This window comes from Bacillota bacterium (assembly GCA_012839765.1).
Taxonomy (GTDB): domain Bacteria; phylum Bacillota; class Limnochordia; order DUMW01; family DUMW01; genus DUMW01.
This window is the reverse complement of sequence record DUMW01000066.1, coordinates 29,166-45,762: the sequence shown is the minus strand read 5'-3', so window position 1 is coordinate 45,762 and position 16,597 is coordinate 29,166. Positions and strand designations below refer to the sequence as shown.

Below are 16,597 nucleotides of genomic sequence, written 5' to 3'. Positions count from 1 at the left end.
GGTGGGGTCTACCGCACCAGTTATTCTCCTAGAAAGGGGCGGACACTGTGTTACGAACATGGAAAAAACGAAGATTCAGTTTGGGCATCGCACTGTTAGTTTCCCTTCTCTTGTTGGGGATAGCCCAGGGAGAAGAAGTGATTAACCTATTGCCCAATCCTTCCTTTGAGGAACTTACCGACGGAGGTCGCCCCCTAGGCTGGACCGAGTTTCACCCCTGGGGAACTGGCGCTAGTGTCTCCATCGATGAAACCATCGCCCATACCGGCAACCGTTCGGTGAAAATCCACTGTCCCAGTGATGGAGACCGGGGTACCGCCGGGTTGTTCATCCAAGTGGTCCCGGGGATGACCTACCAGTTCAGCGGTTGGTGCCGGACCGAAGGAATCACGGAACTACGAACCAATGTCGGTCCGGTGGCCCGCTTCAGTCTACTGCAGGAAAAGGATGACCCCAAAGCCCAGATCACCCTCTATGCCCAAGGAAAAGGGACAAGCGATTGGGAGCTAGTGGAAACCAGTTTCACCGTCCCCCAAGGCATCAATTGGATACGTTTGGATCTTTTCATGTTATTCCAACAGGGTACCGTCTGGTGGGATGATGTGGAGTTCTCCCTGGTCGCCGCCGAGGATTTGGACTCCATTCCCAACCTGTTCCCCAATCCCTCCTTTGAGGAAATCATAGATGGGCGCCCTGCCGGGTGGGGTTCCTACAACTGGGGCACCCAAGGCCAGGTAAGCATCGATCAGACCACTGCCCACAGCGGCAGTGCCTCGGTGAAGATTTCTTGTCCCAGCGACAGTGATCGGGGCGCAGTGGATTACCGGCTTCCGGTGACACCGGGTACCACCTACCGAATCCGGGCCTGGTACAAAACCGAAGGTGTTACCGAGAACCGCTCCGGCAGCGGTCCCTTGGCCCGGGTCACCTTCTACCCCGACGATAAAGCCACCAGTGGACCGAACATCATGATGGAAGTGGATGCTTCCAGCGACTGGCAGCTTTTTGAACGCATCTTCATGATCCCGGATGAGGTCTATTCCATGCGGGTGGACTTCTTCATGTTCTATCAGGAGGGTACCGTCTGGTGGGATGATGTTTCCCTCCAGGTGATGCCGACGGCAGAGGTCCCGAAGGATGAAGACAACCTCCTTACGGATCCCTCCTTTGAGAGTGTAGGTATCGTTTGGTGGGAGCTGGCCAGTTGGGGTACAGGTGCGCGAGTTTCCATCGATGATACCCACAGCCGCCAAGGCAATCAATCGGTAAAGATCGTCTGTGATTCGGATACCCAGCGGGGAAGCGCCTGCCTGTTCATTCCCGTCCAGCCCGGCAAAACATACGCGTTTTCCGGCTGGTATGACTTGGAGGCTGAAGGTGAAACTGTGGGTATCCAGGGACCTGTAGCCCGGTTTTCCCTGTTGGAAAACCGTTCGGACCCCAGTGCCAAAGAAACAATCTACGGATTTAGCCCCTATCTGGGTGATTGGACCCAGGTCACCCAAACGGTGTATATTCCCGAAGGGATCAACTGGATCCGACTGGACCTGTTTAACATGTATGCTGTGGGCACCGTCTGGTGGGACGACGTGTCATTGAGGGAACTGCCCGAATCGGACATCCCTCGGGGCGGAGCGGCAGCCGCCCGGGAACAGGCTTTGCAGATCAAAAAACAAGCCCTGGAAAACGCACTGCAGCTTCGAGCCGAAACCCTGGCCCTGTGGGAACAGTCGAAGGCGACAGATCCCGAAAGGTTTGAACTGCTAAAAAACATCCTGAGCGTCCAGGTACAAAACTCCCGGTCTCGGCAGCAAAGGGTGGGCAGCGCCAAGGGGAAGTTCGGCAACGATCTTGACGAATGGCAGTATCGGACCACCGCCACCTACGTCTTCGCCTTTGCGGTGGCCTATGCCATGCCGGGTACCCAGCAATACCAAAACCCCCTGATCCTCGGTCAGATTGTGGACGGCCTGGACTTCCTCGCTAACCAACTGACCCCCGAGGGTCGCTGGCACACCTACGATACAAACGTGGATCGTTTCACCCTGCTACCTTTGTTGGAAGCGGTGATCCTCATCGCGGACAAGGTGCCCGAAGAGAAGTTCGTAGACTGGCTGGCCATGATCCTCCAAGCCTGTGAATACCAACACAGAAACTTCTACTATCGACCAATGCCCTGGGGCGGGGGATATCCCAACATGGACGCGTACTATGCAGCCCTGATGGCCCTGGCCGGTCGTCTCACCGACAATGAGGTCTGGTCGGAAACCGCCAAGACCAAGGTGACCCAAATCGGCCGGCGGTTAGCGGAGGACGGGGGCTATGAGTACGTTTTGGGCTGGAACCCCGTACCCGTCTACCAAGAGATCGTAGTGGTCTGCCTTGGCAGGTACTACCAACTTACAGGGGATCCCCAAGTGGTGGAGCAGTTCCACAGGGCCAAGGATTACTACAAGTATTTCGTAGAATCCTCGGGGATCATGGATAACGGGATGAGCCCCCATATCAAGCATTACTGGAGCGATTCGGTGGATCTAGCCATGGCCGGGGCAGAGATCGTTGCCACCCTAACTAACGATCCCTATTCCAAGCTCATCAGCTCCCAGAAGCTTTCTGTGGATAACCTCGTCAGCATGAACAACCTCCAGTTCCTAGCCTACAGTCTCTATTGGCTAAACGATGTGGAGCCGGCGGAATCCCTACCTCGGGACTTTCTACGGGAAAGCCCCAGCATCGTCGGTTTCCAACAACGCAAGAACGGCAACTGGACCACCTATATCACCGGGCGCATCTCCGCCAACGACACCTTCGTCTCCGCCATCGCCAGTAGCGACGATGGGGCAAAGGTCGATGCCGCCCTGGAGGGCGTGGTCTTTGAGGTCCGTGACGAAAACGACTACGTCTACTACTTCGGGGACATGGAACCCCAAATCCAGCAGTTCTTCGATGGAAACATCGCGGTCCAAAGGGTGAACACCGCCCTGCATGCCATCGGGAAAAATATCGAGTATCCTACTACTGTGGTGGTAGTGAACAATGAGATCCAAGGGTTCGAATGGGGAGTATGGACCGGCGGCAGTCCCCATACTGCACCCTGGCAGGTAGAGCAATTGTGGGTCCTTTACGACGGGCTTTTGATAGGTTCCCACAATGTAACGGCCACCAGGAACGGCACCGGCAAATACATGCGGATGTATCTGCCCATCTACAAGGGTGGCACGCCACAGGTAACCGAGGACGGGAAGATCCTACAGCTGACCTATAACAGCATGCACCTTCTGTTTACTGACCTAGCTGGCGATTGGCGTCTTGAGCCCACCGGTGGAAAGAAGGGACCGGTCATCACCGACGCTTCCGGTAATCTGCGCCAGTGGCAAGCCGGGGACCAGTACCGGGTGAATATGGTAGTGGGGCGCCAGGGGGATCCGGCACAGTTCAAGGCAACCGTCAACCAGCAAGTACGGTTCCTGGAAAGCGCGGAAATTCAGGCAATCCTACTCACCGGTGGAAAAGAGGATTATTTGGTGGTAAGTAACCCCCAAAAAGAGGACACCGCCTTTTCCCTCCAGCTGCCTAACAGCATCCAGAAGCTGATCCAGCTGGATAACGGGGAGAAGAGTATCGTCCTCAGCCCCGGACAGCCCTTTACCCAGTCCATCGAAGCCGAGACCATCCAGGTCTACCGGGTTGAGTAAGAATACCAGAAAGGAGCACGACGGCAATGCAAAAGGGGAAGATTCATCGCGGTGTGTTACTGGTACTCTCCCTCATCCTCATGTCAGGTTGCTTACTTGGCATTCCGGAACCGGTACGTTACGAAGTCTCCGGACAGGTCCGGGCCTGGAGAACCGGGGAACCAGTCACCCAGGGTACCATAAAGGTGGTCGGCAGCAAGGAAACGGTTGCCATCGATGCCCAGGGCAACTACAAAGTCTCCGTTACCCCAGGCAGTACCATAGAGATCGAAAGCCCTGGATATAGCAAGCGGACCTACGCGGTACCAGAGTCATTGGCGGGGAATGTAGTGGTGGATATCGACCTGTTTACAGCAGGAGAAGAGCTGGTCTTCTATGAGGATTTCGTGGGGGACCAGATCGGACAACCACCGGAGTCCTTCATCCTGGAAATTCCCAGCACTATGGACGATACCGTCTGGCTAGTGAAGGAGATGGATGGCAGACGGGTCCTCCACGGCACCCATGGGGCCTTGGCTTATATCAAATCTAAGCAGCTACTGGAAACCGATGCCAAACTGCTCGTCGTTGACCTTTAGTATTGGCAGGTATCCCAGGAGCCACAACCAAACGGCTATACCCACTGCTATCTCCTTGAGCAGTGGCCGCCGGCCGTGTACTTCTCAATGTCTCCTAAGGCCGTCGGTTTTCAAGATGGCACGAAGACGACGCTACCCCCGGATCAATGGGTGCGGGTCCGGCTGGTCATAGACGTAGAGAGTCAGACCTCTAATCTCTACCTGGACGATCTTAGCACGCCCGTCGTTCAGGATATGCCTTTCCGGGAACCTTTAGACAGCTTCGAAAGGGCATACTTCCGAATCGGTAAGGAGTCTGACTACGGTGAAGACTATTTCCGTACCATTCAGATTGTAGCAGTGACCCAATACTGAGGGGACTATCCTGTTTGCCCGGTGGGGGATTTTCCCTTCACCGGGCACCTTCAAGTTAAAGATCGTGTTCTGCCCGTGTCCCGACCAAAGGGCGTGCATTTAGACCGAGCCGATATGTACTGGATATCCACATAGGGTACATTCTAGTATTCAGCCTTTGTTCGATCGTCAACCGTGATCTGAATTCCTCGACTTGCTTCACCTCCCGGGTGGGCTCTGGCACACACAGCCGGTACACAACACCACCGAAGGATGCCGCCGAAGGCACCCTCCGCAGGGTCATCATTAAAGGGAAGGAGTGTAATCCTTGAAAAGAATCATAGTGACCATGTTACTGCTATCGCTTTTGGGCCTGGTGGTACCCCTTTCTGCCAAGACAACGGTAACCAAAGAGGCCTGGGACCTAGCCCATACCTTAGCCAAGCAGTACTTGAGGACCGACTACACTTGGTTTTACTCCGATGCCATTGCTTTGATCGGGGGGCTTAAGGTCTATGAACTCACCGGCGAAGAAGAGTACCTAAGGATTGTGCAAGAGTGGGCGGCGGGTTTCCACTCCTCCCAGATCCCCACGGGCCATGTGGATAAGGACATGCCTGCCTTGGTTATGTTGGAGCTATACCGTTTAACCGGCGATACCCAGTACCTGCACCTGGCCTACCGTAGCGTCATCGACCTGGTGGGCGGAACTGACACCATCATGAAACACAGTCGGTTTTGGGCCGATGATCTTTATATGACCTGTCCACTGGTAGCCTTGGCGGGGGTGTTATTACAACGGGATTCCTATCTCACCCTGGTGGTGAATCAGTTTACCGCCTATAAAGAAGCTTTGCAGAAAGACAACGGCCTTTTTCAGCACACCCAGGACTCAGCCTTTAGTTGGGGTAGGGCCAATGGTTGGGTCGCGGTGGCCCTGGTGGAGGTACTAAAAACCATCCCCGAGGATTTCCCCGGTTATAGAACCCTGTTGGCAATGTACCAAGACTTCATGATGAGCATCCTGCCCTACCAAGATGAAGCGGGAATGTGGCACCAGTTGATCGATCATCCCGAATCCTACGCCGAAACATCATCAACGGCCATGTTTGTCTATGCCCTGGCCGCGGGCTACAATCACCGCTGGGCTCCAGAAGCCATGCTCGAAGCATTCAAAGAAGCAGCCTTGGCGGGCTTTGCCGGATTACAGGCCAAATTGGATGACCAAGGTCAACTCACCAATGTGTGTATCGGTACCAACGTGGGCTACACCTTAGAATATTACCTGACCAGGCCCACCAGGACTGGAGATCTCCACGGGGTGGCACCGTTAATGTGGGCCTGTACCGAAATCGCCCGCTTGGAAGGACAATAAGCAAGTCTTTTCCCAGGGGAAGTAAAACAGAACTAGTAATGAATCATCCTATGGTGAAGACCAGCGGCGGGGCCACCAGAAAACACAGGACCTACGGGTGGCGCACCTGGTATCCATTGTTTTTGTTGACACCCTTACCCAATCATGCTAGACTGATTACATGAAGTTGATATATTCGTTGCATTTAACGGAGTGTGAACGATGGCTGTATTGATGAAGGATATTGCCCAAAGAGCAAATGTATCGGTCAGTGCCGTCTCCCAAGCCCTGAGGAATACGGGAACCTTGTCTCCAAGGACCCGCCATCGGATCATCGCCATCGCCAAGGAAATGGGCTATGTCTTTCCAGATACCGAAAGACAAACCCGTTTAGCTGTGGTATGCCCCGATGGCAGTATTAGCGAGAGTGAGGTCTACAACGGCTTTTATGAAGGGATAAAGACCTCTTTGGGAGACGCCATTTGTCTGGTCGCCGCCGCCTCAAACCCGGAAGCATTTCCCATCAGCTCCATCACCAACGGCTCAGAGGAAATCGACGGTGTCATCTTTTTCGGCGGTGAAGCAGACCATCCGGTCTTGCAGGCCTTGGTAAACCACGGCATCAAGTGTGTCATCCTAAACCGGGAAAGTAACGACCGGCGGGTTTCCGCCGTATCCTTTGACAACCACGGGGCCTTTTACGAGGCCACCATGCACTTGCACGGCCATGGACACACCAGCTTCGCCTACATCTACGTACAGCCGATGAAAACTTGGTCCAAGATGCGTCTAGAAGGCTGCAAAGAAGCCGTAGAGGAAATTGGGGGACAACTGGAGATAGTCAGTGTTGAACGGAGCACAGACCTTACAGAGGTGGTGCGTACCGTCAGTAAGAAGGCCACCGCCATACTGGCCGAGAATGATGTGCTGGCCGCCAATGTGCTCCGGGTCGCCTCCGCATTGGGCCTCCGGGTCCCGCAGGACTTCGCCCTACTCGGCTGCGACAACCTCCAACGCAGCAAAAGGACTAATCCCACCATTAGCACCATCGATGTGCCTTTCCAGAAGATTGGAGAAAGCGCCGGCCAACTGCTGAAAGACTTGACCAACGGAAAGTATTCCTACGCGCAACTAGTGGTGCCCGGCGAGTTGATCTGCAGACAATCCTGCGGTTGTGAGAAATAAACAGATCCACACCGAACAACGGGGGGAAGATCATCATCAACGGCTATCCCCCTGCTAACCCCAAACCCTACAGAATAGACTAGACCTATCCAAAGCCCCCAGTCCCACTAAGCCCTAGGGGCTCCATACTTCCAACCAAAAGGGATTTAGTGTTCTAGCGCTTTCCCCTTATGCCTTCAGAGCGCGCCAAAACACAACAAAGCTCCGTCCCCGCAGTACTTTCAGGCTTCCCCTCTCTATTATTGACACAATTAATAAACCGTGATAAAGTGAATATATACAGTTGTATGTATCGATTGCATACAGTAGTATCAGGTCCGCCGGAGGTTTGGGAGGGCGAAAAGCACAGATATGACCAGCACCTAGAGGTGCCGAGGCCATACATATGTAGCACCATGGAACAGCAATCATTCATCCATTCCCACCGCAGCCAGGCTAGCCAGCAAAGATGGTGTGCGGAGTAGGCAGAAGGGAGGGGTTCCAGACAGCTTTCCACACGTTGCCTTTGTTTCGCTGCAATCAGATGTGAACCAATTAAGGAGGGGGACTATGAAACATTGGAACTGGATCGGGTTTAGTCTCGTCGTGGTGATCCTTTTGACGGCGTCGTTACAGGCCCAGGAAAAGCAGATCACTTTTGGGTTTAAGGGCATTAGTGGTGAACTTAAGATCTACGAAGAATTAATCGAAGAGTTCCAACGGGAACATCCCGACATCAAGATCGAGCTCATCGACCTTACCGCCGGGGGTGGCGATTGGATTGATCGCCTGTTGGTCATGGTGCTCGGTGGTACAACTCCCGATATTTGTGTGATGGAATATCAGCGGTCTTTGTCCTTGATCATGCAAGGTGTCTTCCGGCCCTTGGATAGTTTGATCCAGGTGGATCCTGAGTTTTCACTAGACGCCTATATCCCCGCAGCCGTAGGCGCCCACACCTATGAAAACAAGGTTTATGGCATCCCTCGGGATATTCAACCCTTCACTTTGTTTGTCAACAAAGCAGAACTGGACCGGGCTGGGCTTCCCTATCCTGATCCCCACTGGGATATTTTCGACATGCGGGATCAGGCCCGCAAGATGACCGTAGATCTCCACGGCGATGGCGTCATTGATATCTGGGGCTGGAGGATAGAAGCCACCTTGACCCGCATGGCTCCCTACTTCTATGCCTTCGGTGCAGAGTTCATCGACGAGACCGGTACCCAGTGTCTTTTGAGTGAACAGCCGGCCATGGAGGCGGTGGATTTTCTCTACGATGCCCTGCATAACCGTCAGGCCATCGCTCCTTTGAGCTCCGCCGCCCGTTTCCAAAATGGTGATGTGGGCTTTTACCTGGGAGGTCCCTGGATGGTACCGGACTTCAGGAGAATCGAATTTCCTTGGGATATCGCCCCGGTGCCGGGCGGTCCCGGCGGTCGGGCCACCACCCTCGGCTCCGACGCCTACTTGATCTCCCAGACATGTCCCTATGTAGATGCCGCGTGGGAATTCGTGAAGTTCTGTTCCGGTCCCTATGCCCAAGAGAAGATGGTGCAGCTTGGCCATGTGATTCCTTCCCTCCAAGAACTGGTGGCTAGCCCCGAATTTCAGTATCCCGTGGAACCACCCTACAACATAACCGCGTACAATATCGGTTTTGAGATCGCCAAGGCCTCACCGGTAAACCTCCACTGGGAAAACTTCCAGAAGATCTTCCAACAGCAGATGCTGGCGATCTTCAACGGTCAGGTGGAACCGGCCCAGGGATTACGCCAACTGACTTTCCAGGCCAACGTACTGTTCCAGCAATAGGAGGGGGGAACAGCCCATGCTAAGTTCAAAGACAGTGACAAGGTGGTATGGCGGGGTCTTAGTGAGTCTTTTCCTTGTGTTGTGTCTTACCGGCCAGACCAACGCCAGCGGAGTGGTCTCCATGGATGACTTTACCCCGGCACAACTGGCCTTACTGGGAATCAGGGAACCCTCTTTCAATGCGGTCATGATGGAATTACTGGTGGAAGTGGCCAAGGTGAAAAACGCGTCCAAGGTGGTGCTGCCACCTGGGGTACACCGGATAGATCAGCCCATCCACCTACGGAACGTGGAGAATCTGACCATCGACGGCCAAGGGGCCACCTTCATCTTCACCTCCCACGAGGCGGGTCTGCGGATCAGTAATGCCACTAACCTGACCTTACGAAATCTGGTCATCGACTACGATCCGCTGCCCTTCACCCAGGGGGTGATCATCGGCAGCGAACCCAGCGGCAAGTGGTATGATGTAAGAATCGATGCTGGTTATCCTAAGGATGACCAATTGCTCAGCCAATTTCGGCAATACGCCTTGGATATGATCGTCATGGATCCGCAAACCCGGGCCATTAAGAAGGGAACCCCTAACTTCAAGCGGACCTATCAAATCGAGCGGATTGCCGACGATGTGCTGCGCCTTTGGTTTCCCAACCAAGCTAAGAACACGTACATCGTGGAAGGGGACCGGGTTGTCCTGGAATACCGCAATGAAAACCCTGCCATCAACTTGAACGGGGTACAAGACTCCCTTTTCGAAAACATCACGATCCACAGTTCCCCCCATATGGGCATCTTGGAGCTAAGTGGTGGAGGGGGCAACACCTACCGAAACATTCAGATCACTCCCGGACCGATCCCTGCGGGTGCGGTGGCGGAAAGGCTCTTTTCGGTGAATGCCGATGCCTTTCACAGTGGCGCCATGGAACGGGGTCCGGTGTTGGAAGATTGCCTTTTCGAGATGATGGGCGACGATGCGATCAATATCAAGGGTAGCTTCGTTTACGTGGTGGGGGCCATAGATGATGAATTAATCCTGGCTTCCCGAAAATCCGGAAGCATCCCCGCCCAGGTGGGTGACACCCTACAGCTGGTCAACGCCAGCACATTGGAGATCCTGGGTCAGGTACAGCTTTTGGAGCTAACGCCAGTGGTTGATGCGGATCTATTGGCAAAGGCGCGCAGTCTATGGCAAAACATCAAAGGATCCCCACCTTCCCCGGGGGTATATCGGGCCAGGGTGGACACTCCCGTCGCCCTAAAACCCGGTGATCTGGCGGTGTCCCTGAGCCGATCCGGAGCAGGTGCCATTGTGCGCAACTGCACGATTCGCGGCAACAGGGCCCGGGGGATGCTCATCAAGTCACCGGGGGTCCTAATTGAAAACAACACCCTGGAGAGTATCAGCTTGGCGGGGATCACCATTATGCCCGAGACCGAATGGATGGAGGGACCCATCCCCTTCGATGTGGTCATCCGGGGGAATGTACTGAAAAACATGGGCGTCTCCGACCTGGGCCACTTGCTACAGATCCCCCACGGCGGCAGCGCGATCGCCGTGCTCATCAACGACCGGGGCCGGGCTCCCAAGGATAGTCAAGGGATCAGAAACGTCGTCATAGAAGACAACGTCATCGAAAACCCAACCTGTGCGGCCATCACACTGTACAACATCACAGAGGCAGTGGTCCGAAATAACCACATCACCCAGGGGTCCGGGGACAGCATCCGCATCTTCTATTCCGACCAAGTAGAACTGGAAAACAACACCGTCAACGGTGTCCCCTTTCAAATGCATTCTCCCCAAAAGGATGACAATCTGGTGGAAAGGGGAGACTTTGAGGCCTATGTCGCCGGCCGCGCCCCGGATAACTGGGAGCTTTGGGAAAGGGAACGGGGAATGGCCACAATGTGGATTGATGACAGCACTGCCCACAGTGGTGAAAAATCCCTCTTGGTGGTCAACACCGATACCCAGGATTGGTCGGTCCACTATCCAGGGATCCCGGATCGAAAAACCACTGAGCCCCTCTACATCGGTCCCAACCAAGCCCTGTATGTTTCCGTAGCGTTGAGAATAGAAGGGGAACCGGGGATCACGGGCGGACTGGACATCCAACTGCACAGTTCCCTGGACGAAGAACCCCAGACCAGAAGCTACCTGGTGCCCGCGGGTGTCAAGTTCCAGGGTAATACGGACTGGATCGTCCTGGAGGACGTGGTGTTCACCCGGCCCGACACCCTTTGCCTGCGCGTCCGACTCAGCGGCAAAGGGACCGGCAAAATCTGGTTCGATGACGTGGTTGTTCGACCCTTAGACCTGTAACCGGGAGGGGGTGCCTTGGGCATCCCACCGGGAACAGCAGATGCTACCCCCAGAAAGTGTTCCTGGGGATAGGGGAGTAATACAACAAATAAGAAGGGAGTATCCGTCCAATGGTCAAGAAACAGGTACTTTTTCTAGCAGTAACCCTAGTACTCTTGCTGTTACTGGGGCCTAGCTGTCTGTCCAGTGTCACGATACCGATCCAGTATGAGATCTCCGGCCAAGTACGGTGCTGGCGGACCGGTGAAGCGGTGACCCAAGGTACGGTAAGGGTACTCGGGACCAACGAAGTGGAGTCCATCGATCAACAAGGCAGGTACAAGATAACAGCCCTTCCCGGTAGCACCCTGGAATTTACAGCTGAGGGTTTTACCAAGCGAACCTATGTATTACCAGAATCCCTTTCGTCCGATACCCTGCTAGATATTGACCTGTACCAACCGGGGGAAGAACTTGTCTTCTATGTCGACTTCCTCGGCGACACTGTCGGCAAGCCGCCCGCGGCCTTTGTTTTGGAAGATCCCTCCAAGATGTCTGAGTCCGTGTGGCTTGTGGATGAGCTAGACGGCCGGCGGGTCCTTCACGGACACCGGGGAGCCATGGCCTATATCAAATCCAAGGAATTGCTGGGGACAGCTTCGCCCATCATCGTGTTGGACTTCCACTACTGGCAGGTATCGGTAACGGAGCAAGTCCAAGGTTACAGCCCCGGGTTTATCCTGGAGAAGTGGCCTCCCGCCTTTTTCTTCCATCTGGGCACCAAGGCTGTATCCTTCTACGACGGGACTCGGATCACCACCTTGCCCCAGGATCGTTGGGTACGGGTTCGGTTCGTCATCGATTGTTCTAGTCAAACCTGCGATCTCTACCTAGATGACCTAACTACCCCGGTGGTTACCAACGTTCCCTTCCGGGAACCCATCGAGAATTTCGAAAAGGCCTACCTCCGTATCGGCAAAGAGCAGACCTCTGGGGAAGACTATTGGCACACCCTGCAGATCGTAGCGGTAACTGATTACTAACGGGATGAACCCGGTGGGGTGACTAGCTTACCTCACCGGGGCTTTCCGCCCCTCCCTCAGCCTTACTTCCCCTTCACCATACCGCCAAACCCTTCTTCTTGCTCCCGTTGCCACCGGCAACCCCCACTGCATCCTTCCGCCCCAAGCCCTTTCCCTAGTGATATAATATCCCTAGGCAACAGCAGTACTGGAAAGGTTCTCCTCCCCGCTGCCCGTTGCTGGGAAAAGATAACTTGAGCCCCACTGGTCAAAGGACCAGGGGAAGAAAAAGGATGTCAGAAGGTGAATTCGGTGCTTAGCGATCTTGCTTGGCCCCGGGAGAAGGAAGCCCGGGAACTTCTAGCCCAGTTGGTGGCTATCCCTAGTGTCAATCCCCTGTATGATCCCGATTCTTCCGAAGAGCGGTTGGCCTCCTTCCTCGTAGACTACATGGCGCAACTGGACATCCCCGCAGAACTAGACTATTTCGCCCCTCACCGCCCCAATGCCCTCGGGAGCCTTGCGGGCAGTAGGGGAGAGAAGACCCTACTGTGGGATGCCCACACCGATACGGTCCAGGCCCAGGACATGGCCCAGGATCCCTTCGGTGGGCAGTACATCGACGGACGACTCTACGGACGCGGCGCCTGTGACAATAAAGCCTCCATCGCGGCCATCCTCTTAGCCCTGAAAACCCTGCGCGCCAATGGGTTAGTGCCGAAATCCAACCTCCAAATCTGCTTCAGCGGCGATGAGGAGGGCGGTTTCCGGGGAGTGAAACACCTGATGGCCCAGGGGTTCAAGGCCGATGGGGTCATCGTGGGGGAACCCACGGAACTGGCGGTGGTAATTGCGCACAAGGGCTCCCTCCGCTGGCGCGTAACCGTAAAGGGCAAGGCCGCCCATAGCTCCCAGCCATCCTTAGGGGTAAACGCCATCTTCCACATGGGTCGGGTCTTGCGGCATATTGAAGAAGAGCTGATCCCCCGCTGCAGTGAAAAAACACATCCCCTGGTGGGCAGTCCCACCCTCTGTGTGACCATGATCGACGGTGGAGAGGGGAGGAACACCGTACCAGCCCAATGTGTGATTAACCTCGATCGCCGCCTGATCCCCGGGGAAACTCCCCAGGAAGTTTTGGCCGACTTTGCCCAAGCTCTCGCCACCGTGGAGGGGGTCTGTTTCACCATGGAAAAACCCTATCATGTGGATGCTCCCCTGGCCACCTCTGCGGACACACCCATAGTGCGGTGTCTCGAAAATAGCCTACGGGCCTGTGGCCTGCGTCCCAGGGTGACCGGAGCCCCCTTTGGCACCAATGCCAGCAAATTCACGGGGATACCCGCGGTGGTCTTTGGTCCTGGTTCCATTGCCCAGGCCCATGCCGCAGATGAGTATGTGCAGGTAGAGGAAGTCCTCAAGGCCGCGCAGGTGCTGACCCTAGTAGCCCTAAACTTCCAGTAGTTCCGGCAATTTGCGGAAAAGAACATCCCGGGCCCAGGGCTGCGCCTCAGGCAAACCCCTTAATTCCCCGGCTTAGCCGGCGAAACTCCGTCGGGGTCATTTTCTCGTACCGCCGAAAGACGGTACTGAAGTAGCTGAGACTGGCAAAACCCACCGCTTCTGCCACCTCCGCCACCGTCAGGTGCGGATCCTCTAGCAAGAATTCCTTGGCCTTGCTGATCCGGTAGGTGGTAAGATAACCCATGGGAGTCACCCCGAAGACCGAGCGGAACATCCGGGACAGATGCTGGGGCGTGACACCACACTGACGAGCCAGGTCCTCTACACTAAGGGGATCCCGGTAGTTGGTCTCGATGAAGCGAAGCACTGGTTTCAGCTTTTTTCGCTGGTGGGTAATGTGTTTATCCTTGGAGGCCTGCCAACCCAAATCAACAAGAAAGGCATAAAGGAGGCTGGATTGGATGGCGCTGGCAAATTCCCGATGACCCGGAGCAAGGGTAAGCAGGTCACTGAGCTTGGTATTAATATAGGGCAGATCCACCAGGTCAATAAACCCCGGGGACAATCCCCACGCCCGGAGGAAATCCCCAACGGTTTTCCCGTTGAAGGTCAGCCACATCACTTCCCACGGTTCAGTGATGGGCCAATACCGGCAGGGCATCTGGGGATACATCAAGAAACCCTGCCCCGGGTTCAAGGTCCGTTCTTCTCCCTGGAACTGGACCATCCCTGCACCCGTCACGGTGTGCAACCAATGATAGTGGGGTGAACCGTTGGGATACTCCATAGGTTTTTGGTGGGTGTGTCCAACGGTACACAGGTAGACGGGCAGGTGCTGATCCCGGGGCGTGACGGTCAGTACGCGGGTGCGCATCTGCGGGACCCCCTTTGTTCAGAAAACTAAAACGTGTTCAATTCTTGTTCTTGAGCATAGTTCTTACATCCAGTATACTAAATGTAACCAATGCGAGCAAAACGAAAATGAGGGGAGGTGAGAAAGATGGTAAAGTTGTCGGTGTGCGTGGAGATGCTCTTTCATGAACAACCGTTTCTAGACAGGATCCGCAGTGTAGCCGATTTGAACCTTCCGGGCTTCGAGTTTTGGGGGATCGCCAACAAGGACCTAGGTGCCATAGTGAAACTACGGGATGAGCTGGGACTAACCCTGGTGGGCATGGTGGGGACCTCCCAACCGCTGACAGATCCGGAAAAGAGGGAGGCCGCGGTAAGGGAGCTTAAGAAAAACATCCAGCTAGCCAAGGACATCCAGTGTCGCAGTCTCATCGTCACCTCGGGTCCTGAACAGGCAAATCTTACCCCGGAGGAGCAGCTAGGCAACATCACAGCGGTACTGAAGGAGGTCGCCTCCACCGCAGAAGAAGCGGGGGTGCTCATTGTCCTGGAACCCTTGAACACCGTGGTAAACCATCCAGGCATTTTCCTCAACTCTTCCTACACGGGATACGAGATCCTGCGGAACGTAGGCAGTCCAAACGTAAAGCTTCTCTTTGATATCTACCACCAACAGATCACCGAAGGAAACATCATCGCCAACATCAGGGAACACATGGAATACATCGGACATTTCCATTTAGCCGATGTCCCGGGACGGCAGGAACCGGGCACAGGGGAACTGAATTACGCCAACATTTTCAAGGCCATCGCCAACAGCAACTATGATGGTTTTGTAGGCTGCGAGTTCAGACCCTCCACCAACTCAAAGCAAGCCCTGGAATACGTCAAAACACTTCTTTAGTACCAAGGAGGAGAACAAATGAGTACTTACAAGCTCCGTGCCGCTGTGGTTGGGGTAGGTAACATTGGACAGTCCGCCCACATTCCCGCCTACCTCAACAGCACCGAGGCCGAACTGGTGGCCCTTTGCGACATCGACGAGCAAAGACTGGCCCAGGTGGGGGAGCGGTTTGGTATCGCCCCCGAGCATCGCTACACCGACTACCGGGAGATGTATGCCAACGAGAACCTTGATGTGGTAAGCATCTGCACACCCACCTATCTCCACTACGAGCAGACCATCGCCGCCTTGGAAAACAAGATCCATGTCTGTTGTGAAAAACCCATGGCCATGAACACCCAACAGACGGTGGAAATGGTGAAAAAGGCCAAAGAGGCAGGCCTGGTATTGAGTGTAGCCTTCAACAACCGGTATCGTCTGGATTCATCCACGATCAAAGGCTACATCGAAGACGGTCTTTTCGGGGAGATCTACTATGCCAAAGCCGGCTGGCTCCGCCGCCGGGGTAACCCCCACGGCTGGTTCACGGTGAAGGACATGGCCGGGGGCGGACCCTTGATCGACTGTGGCGTCCACTCCCTGGATCTAGCCCATTGGCTCATGGGGCAGCCCCAGCCGGTTTCCGTTTTGGCCTCCACCTACTGCAAATTCGGTAATTATCACGTGGAGGGCATCCGCCAATACTGGGCCATGTATGGCAATAAGGAGGGCGTCTTCGACACCGAAGATCTAGCCGCGGCCCTCATCAAGTTCGACAACGGCGCCACCATGATGTTTGACGTCAGCTGGGCCATCAACGGAAAAGACACGGGCATCTACGTCCAGGTCTACGGTGACAAGGCCGGTGCCAACCTGAATCCCTTGGAGATCTACGGACAAATCGGCAACAACATCGCGGATATCCAACCCATGTTGAACCTGCCGGAAAAACCCCAGGAGCAAAAGGTCTTCAACTTCCTGGAAGCAGTGAAGGGCGAAGGGAAACTACTTACCCCGGGCAGTGACGCCATTGCCATCGCCCAGATCATGGACGCCATCTATGAATCCGGGAAGACCGGCAAAGCAGTGGCGATTGAAAAGATCGAGATATAACCCCGTAAGCGCAGCCCCCAGG

Annotated in this window: 12 protein-coding genes; 11 read left to right on the top strand and 1 reads right to left on the bottom strand. The window is 54.9% G+C overall.

Annotated elements, in window-relative coordinates:
• The first annotated feature begins 80 nt into the window (after nucleotides 1-80).
• From GXX57_06700 to GXX57_06660, 9 genes are all read left to right on the top strand, one after another.
• Nucleotides 81-3,695 carry a hypothetical protein gene (locus GXX57_06700; protein HHV44338.1) on the top strand — a complete coding sequence of 1,205 codons (3,615 nt, stop codon included), beginning with the start codon at nucleotides 81-83 and terminating at the stop codon, nucleotides 3,693-3,695.
• A gap of 26 nt (nucleotides 3,696-3,721) precedes the next feature.
• Entirely contained in the window at nucleotides 3,722-4,273 is a 552-nt protein-coding gene (locus GXX57_06695) for a hypothetical protein (GenBank protein ID HHV44337.1), read from the top strand.
• An 87-nt stretch (nucleotides 4,274-4,360) separates the two neighbouring features.
• The gene (locus GXX57_06690) at nucleotides 4,361-4,627 is read left to right on the top strand and encodes a hypothetical protein (GenBank protein ID HHV44336.1); all 267 of its coding nucleotides are present in this window, start codon (nucleotides 4,361-4,363) and stop codon (nucleotides 4,625-4,627) included.
• A gap of 307 nt (nucleotides 4,628-4,934) precedes the next feature.
• Nucleotides 4,935-5,981, top strand: coding sequence for a hypothetical protein (locus GXX57_06685; protein ID HHV44335.1), 1,047 nt, complete (start codon nucleotides 4,935-4,937; stop codon nucleotides 5,979-5,981).
• Between the two features lie 201 nt (nucleotides 5,982-6,182).
• Nucleotides 6,183-7,145, top strand: a complete 963-nt coding sequence (locus tag GXX57_06680; GenBank protein HHV44334.1) for a LacI family transcriptional regulator — start codon at nucleotides 6,183-6,185, stop codon at nucleotides 7,143-7,145.
• 549 nt (nucleotides 7,146-7,694) lie between these two features.
• On the top strand, nucleotides 7,695-8,939 hold the full coding sequence (locus GXX57_06675) for a sugar ABC transporter substrate-binding protein (protein ID HHV44333.1): 1,245 nt from the start codon (nucleotides 7,695-7,697) through the stop codon (nucleotides 8,937-8,939).
• A 16-nt stretch (nucleotides 8,940-8,955) separates the two neighbouring features.
• Complete coding sequence (locus GXX57_06670) at nucleotides 8,956-11,262, top strand: right-handed parallel beta-helix repeat-containing protein (protein HHV44332.1); 2,307 nt, start codon at nucleotides 8,956-8,958, stop codon at nucleotides 11,260-11,262.
• Nucleotides 11,263-11,372: 110 nt separating this feature from the next.
• Entirely contained in the window at nucleotides 11,373-12,284 is a 912-nt protein-coding gene (locus GXX57_06665; GenBank protein HHV44331.1) for a carboxypeptidase-like regulatory domain-containing protein, read from the top strand.
• Between the two features lie 282 nt (nucleotides 12,285-12,566).
• Nucleotides 12,567-13,727, top strand: coding sequence for a M20 family metallopeptidase (locus tag GXX57_06660; protein HHV44330.1), 1,161 nt, complete (start codon nucleotides 12,567-12,569; stop codon nucleotides 13,725-13,727).
• A 46-nt stretch (nucleotides 13,728-13,773) separates the two neighbouring features.
• Here GXX57_06660 and GXX57_06655 read toward each other — a convergent pair whose 3' ends face one another.
• Entirely contained in the window at nucleotides 13,774-14,601 is an 828-nt protein-coding gene (locus tag GXX57_06655; GenBank protein HHV44329.1) for an AraC family transcriptional regulator, read from the bottom strand.
• Nucleotides 14,602-14,754: 153 nt separating this feature from the next.
• On the opposite strand from GXX57_06655, the gene GXX57_06650 reads away from it, so the two are divergent.
• Both GXX57_06650 and GXX57_06645 read left to right on the top strand, forming a co-directional pair.
• The gene (locus GXX57_06650) at nucleotides 14,755-15,483 is read left to right on the top strand and encodes a TIM barrel protein (protein ID HHV44328.1); all 729 of its coding nucleotides are present in this window, start codon (nucleotides 14,755-14,757) and stop codon (nucleotides 15,481-15,483) included.
• 18 nt (nucleotides 15,484-15,501) lie between these two features.
• Nucleotides 15,502-16,575, top strand: coding sequence for a Gfo/Idh/MocA family oxidoreductase (locus tag GXX57_06645; protein HHV44327.1), 1,074 nt, complete (start codon nucleotides 15,502-15,504; stop codon nucleotides 16,573-16,575).
• The last annotated feature ends 22 nt before the right edge of the window (nucleotides 16,576-16,597 follow it).

Bases quoted from the DNA above. Each gene is read 5' to 3' on its own strand.
- GXX57_06695 (HHV44337.1), top strand. From the start codon at position 3,722: ATGCAAAAGGGGAAGATTCATCGCGGTGTGTTACTGGTACTCTCCCTC.
- GXX57_06690 (HHV44336.1), top strand. From the start codon at position 4,361: ATGTCTCCTAAGGCCGTCGGTTTTCAAGATGGCACGAAGACGACGCTA.
- GXX57_06680 (HHV44334.1), top strand. From the start codon at position 6,183: ATGGCTGTATTGATGAAGGATATTGCCCAAAGAGCAAATGTATCGGTC.
- GXX57_06675 (HHV44333.1), top strand. From the start codon at position 7,695: ATGAAACATTGGAACTGGATCGGGTTTAGTCTCGTCGTGGTGATCCTT.
- GXX57_06670 (HHV44332.1), top strand. From the start codon at position 8,956: ATGCTAAGTTCAAAGACAGTGACAAGGTGGTATGGCGGGGTCTTAGTG.
- GXX57_06665 (HHV44331.1), top strand. From the start codon at position 11,373: ATGGTCAAGAAACAGGTACTTTTTCTAGCAGTAACCCTAGTACTCTTG.
- GXX57_06655 (HHV44329.1), bottom strand. From the start codon at position 14,601: ATGCGCACCCGCGTACTGACCGTCACGCCCCGGGATCAGCACCTGCCC.
- GXX57_06650 (HHV44328.1), top strand. From the start codon at position 14,755: ATGCTCTTTCATGAACAACCGTTTCTAGACAGGATCCGCAGTGTAGCC.
- GXX57_06645 (HHV44327.1), top strand. From the start codon at position 15,502: ATGAGTACTTACAAGCTCCGTGCCGCTGTGGTTGGGGTAGGTAACATT.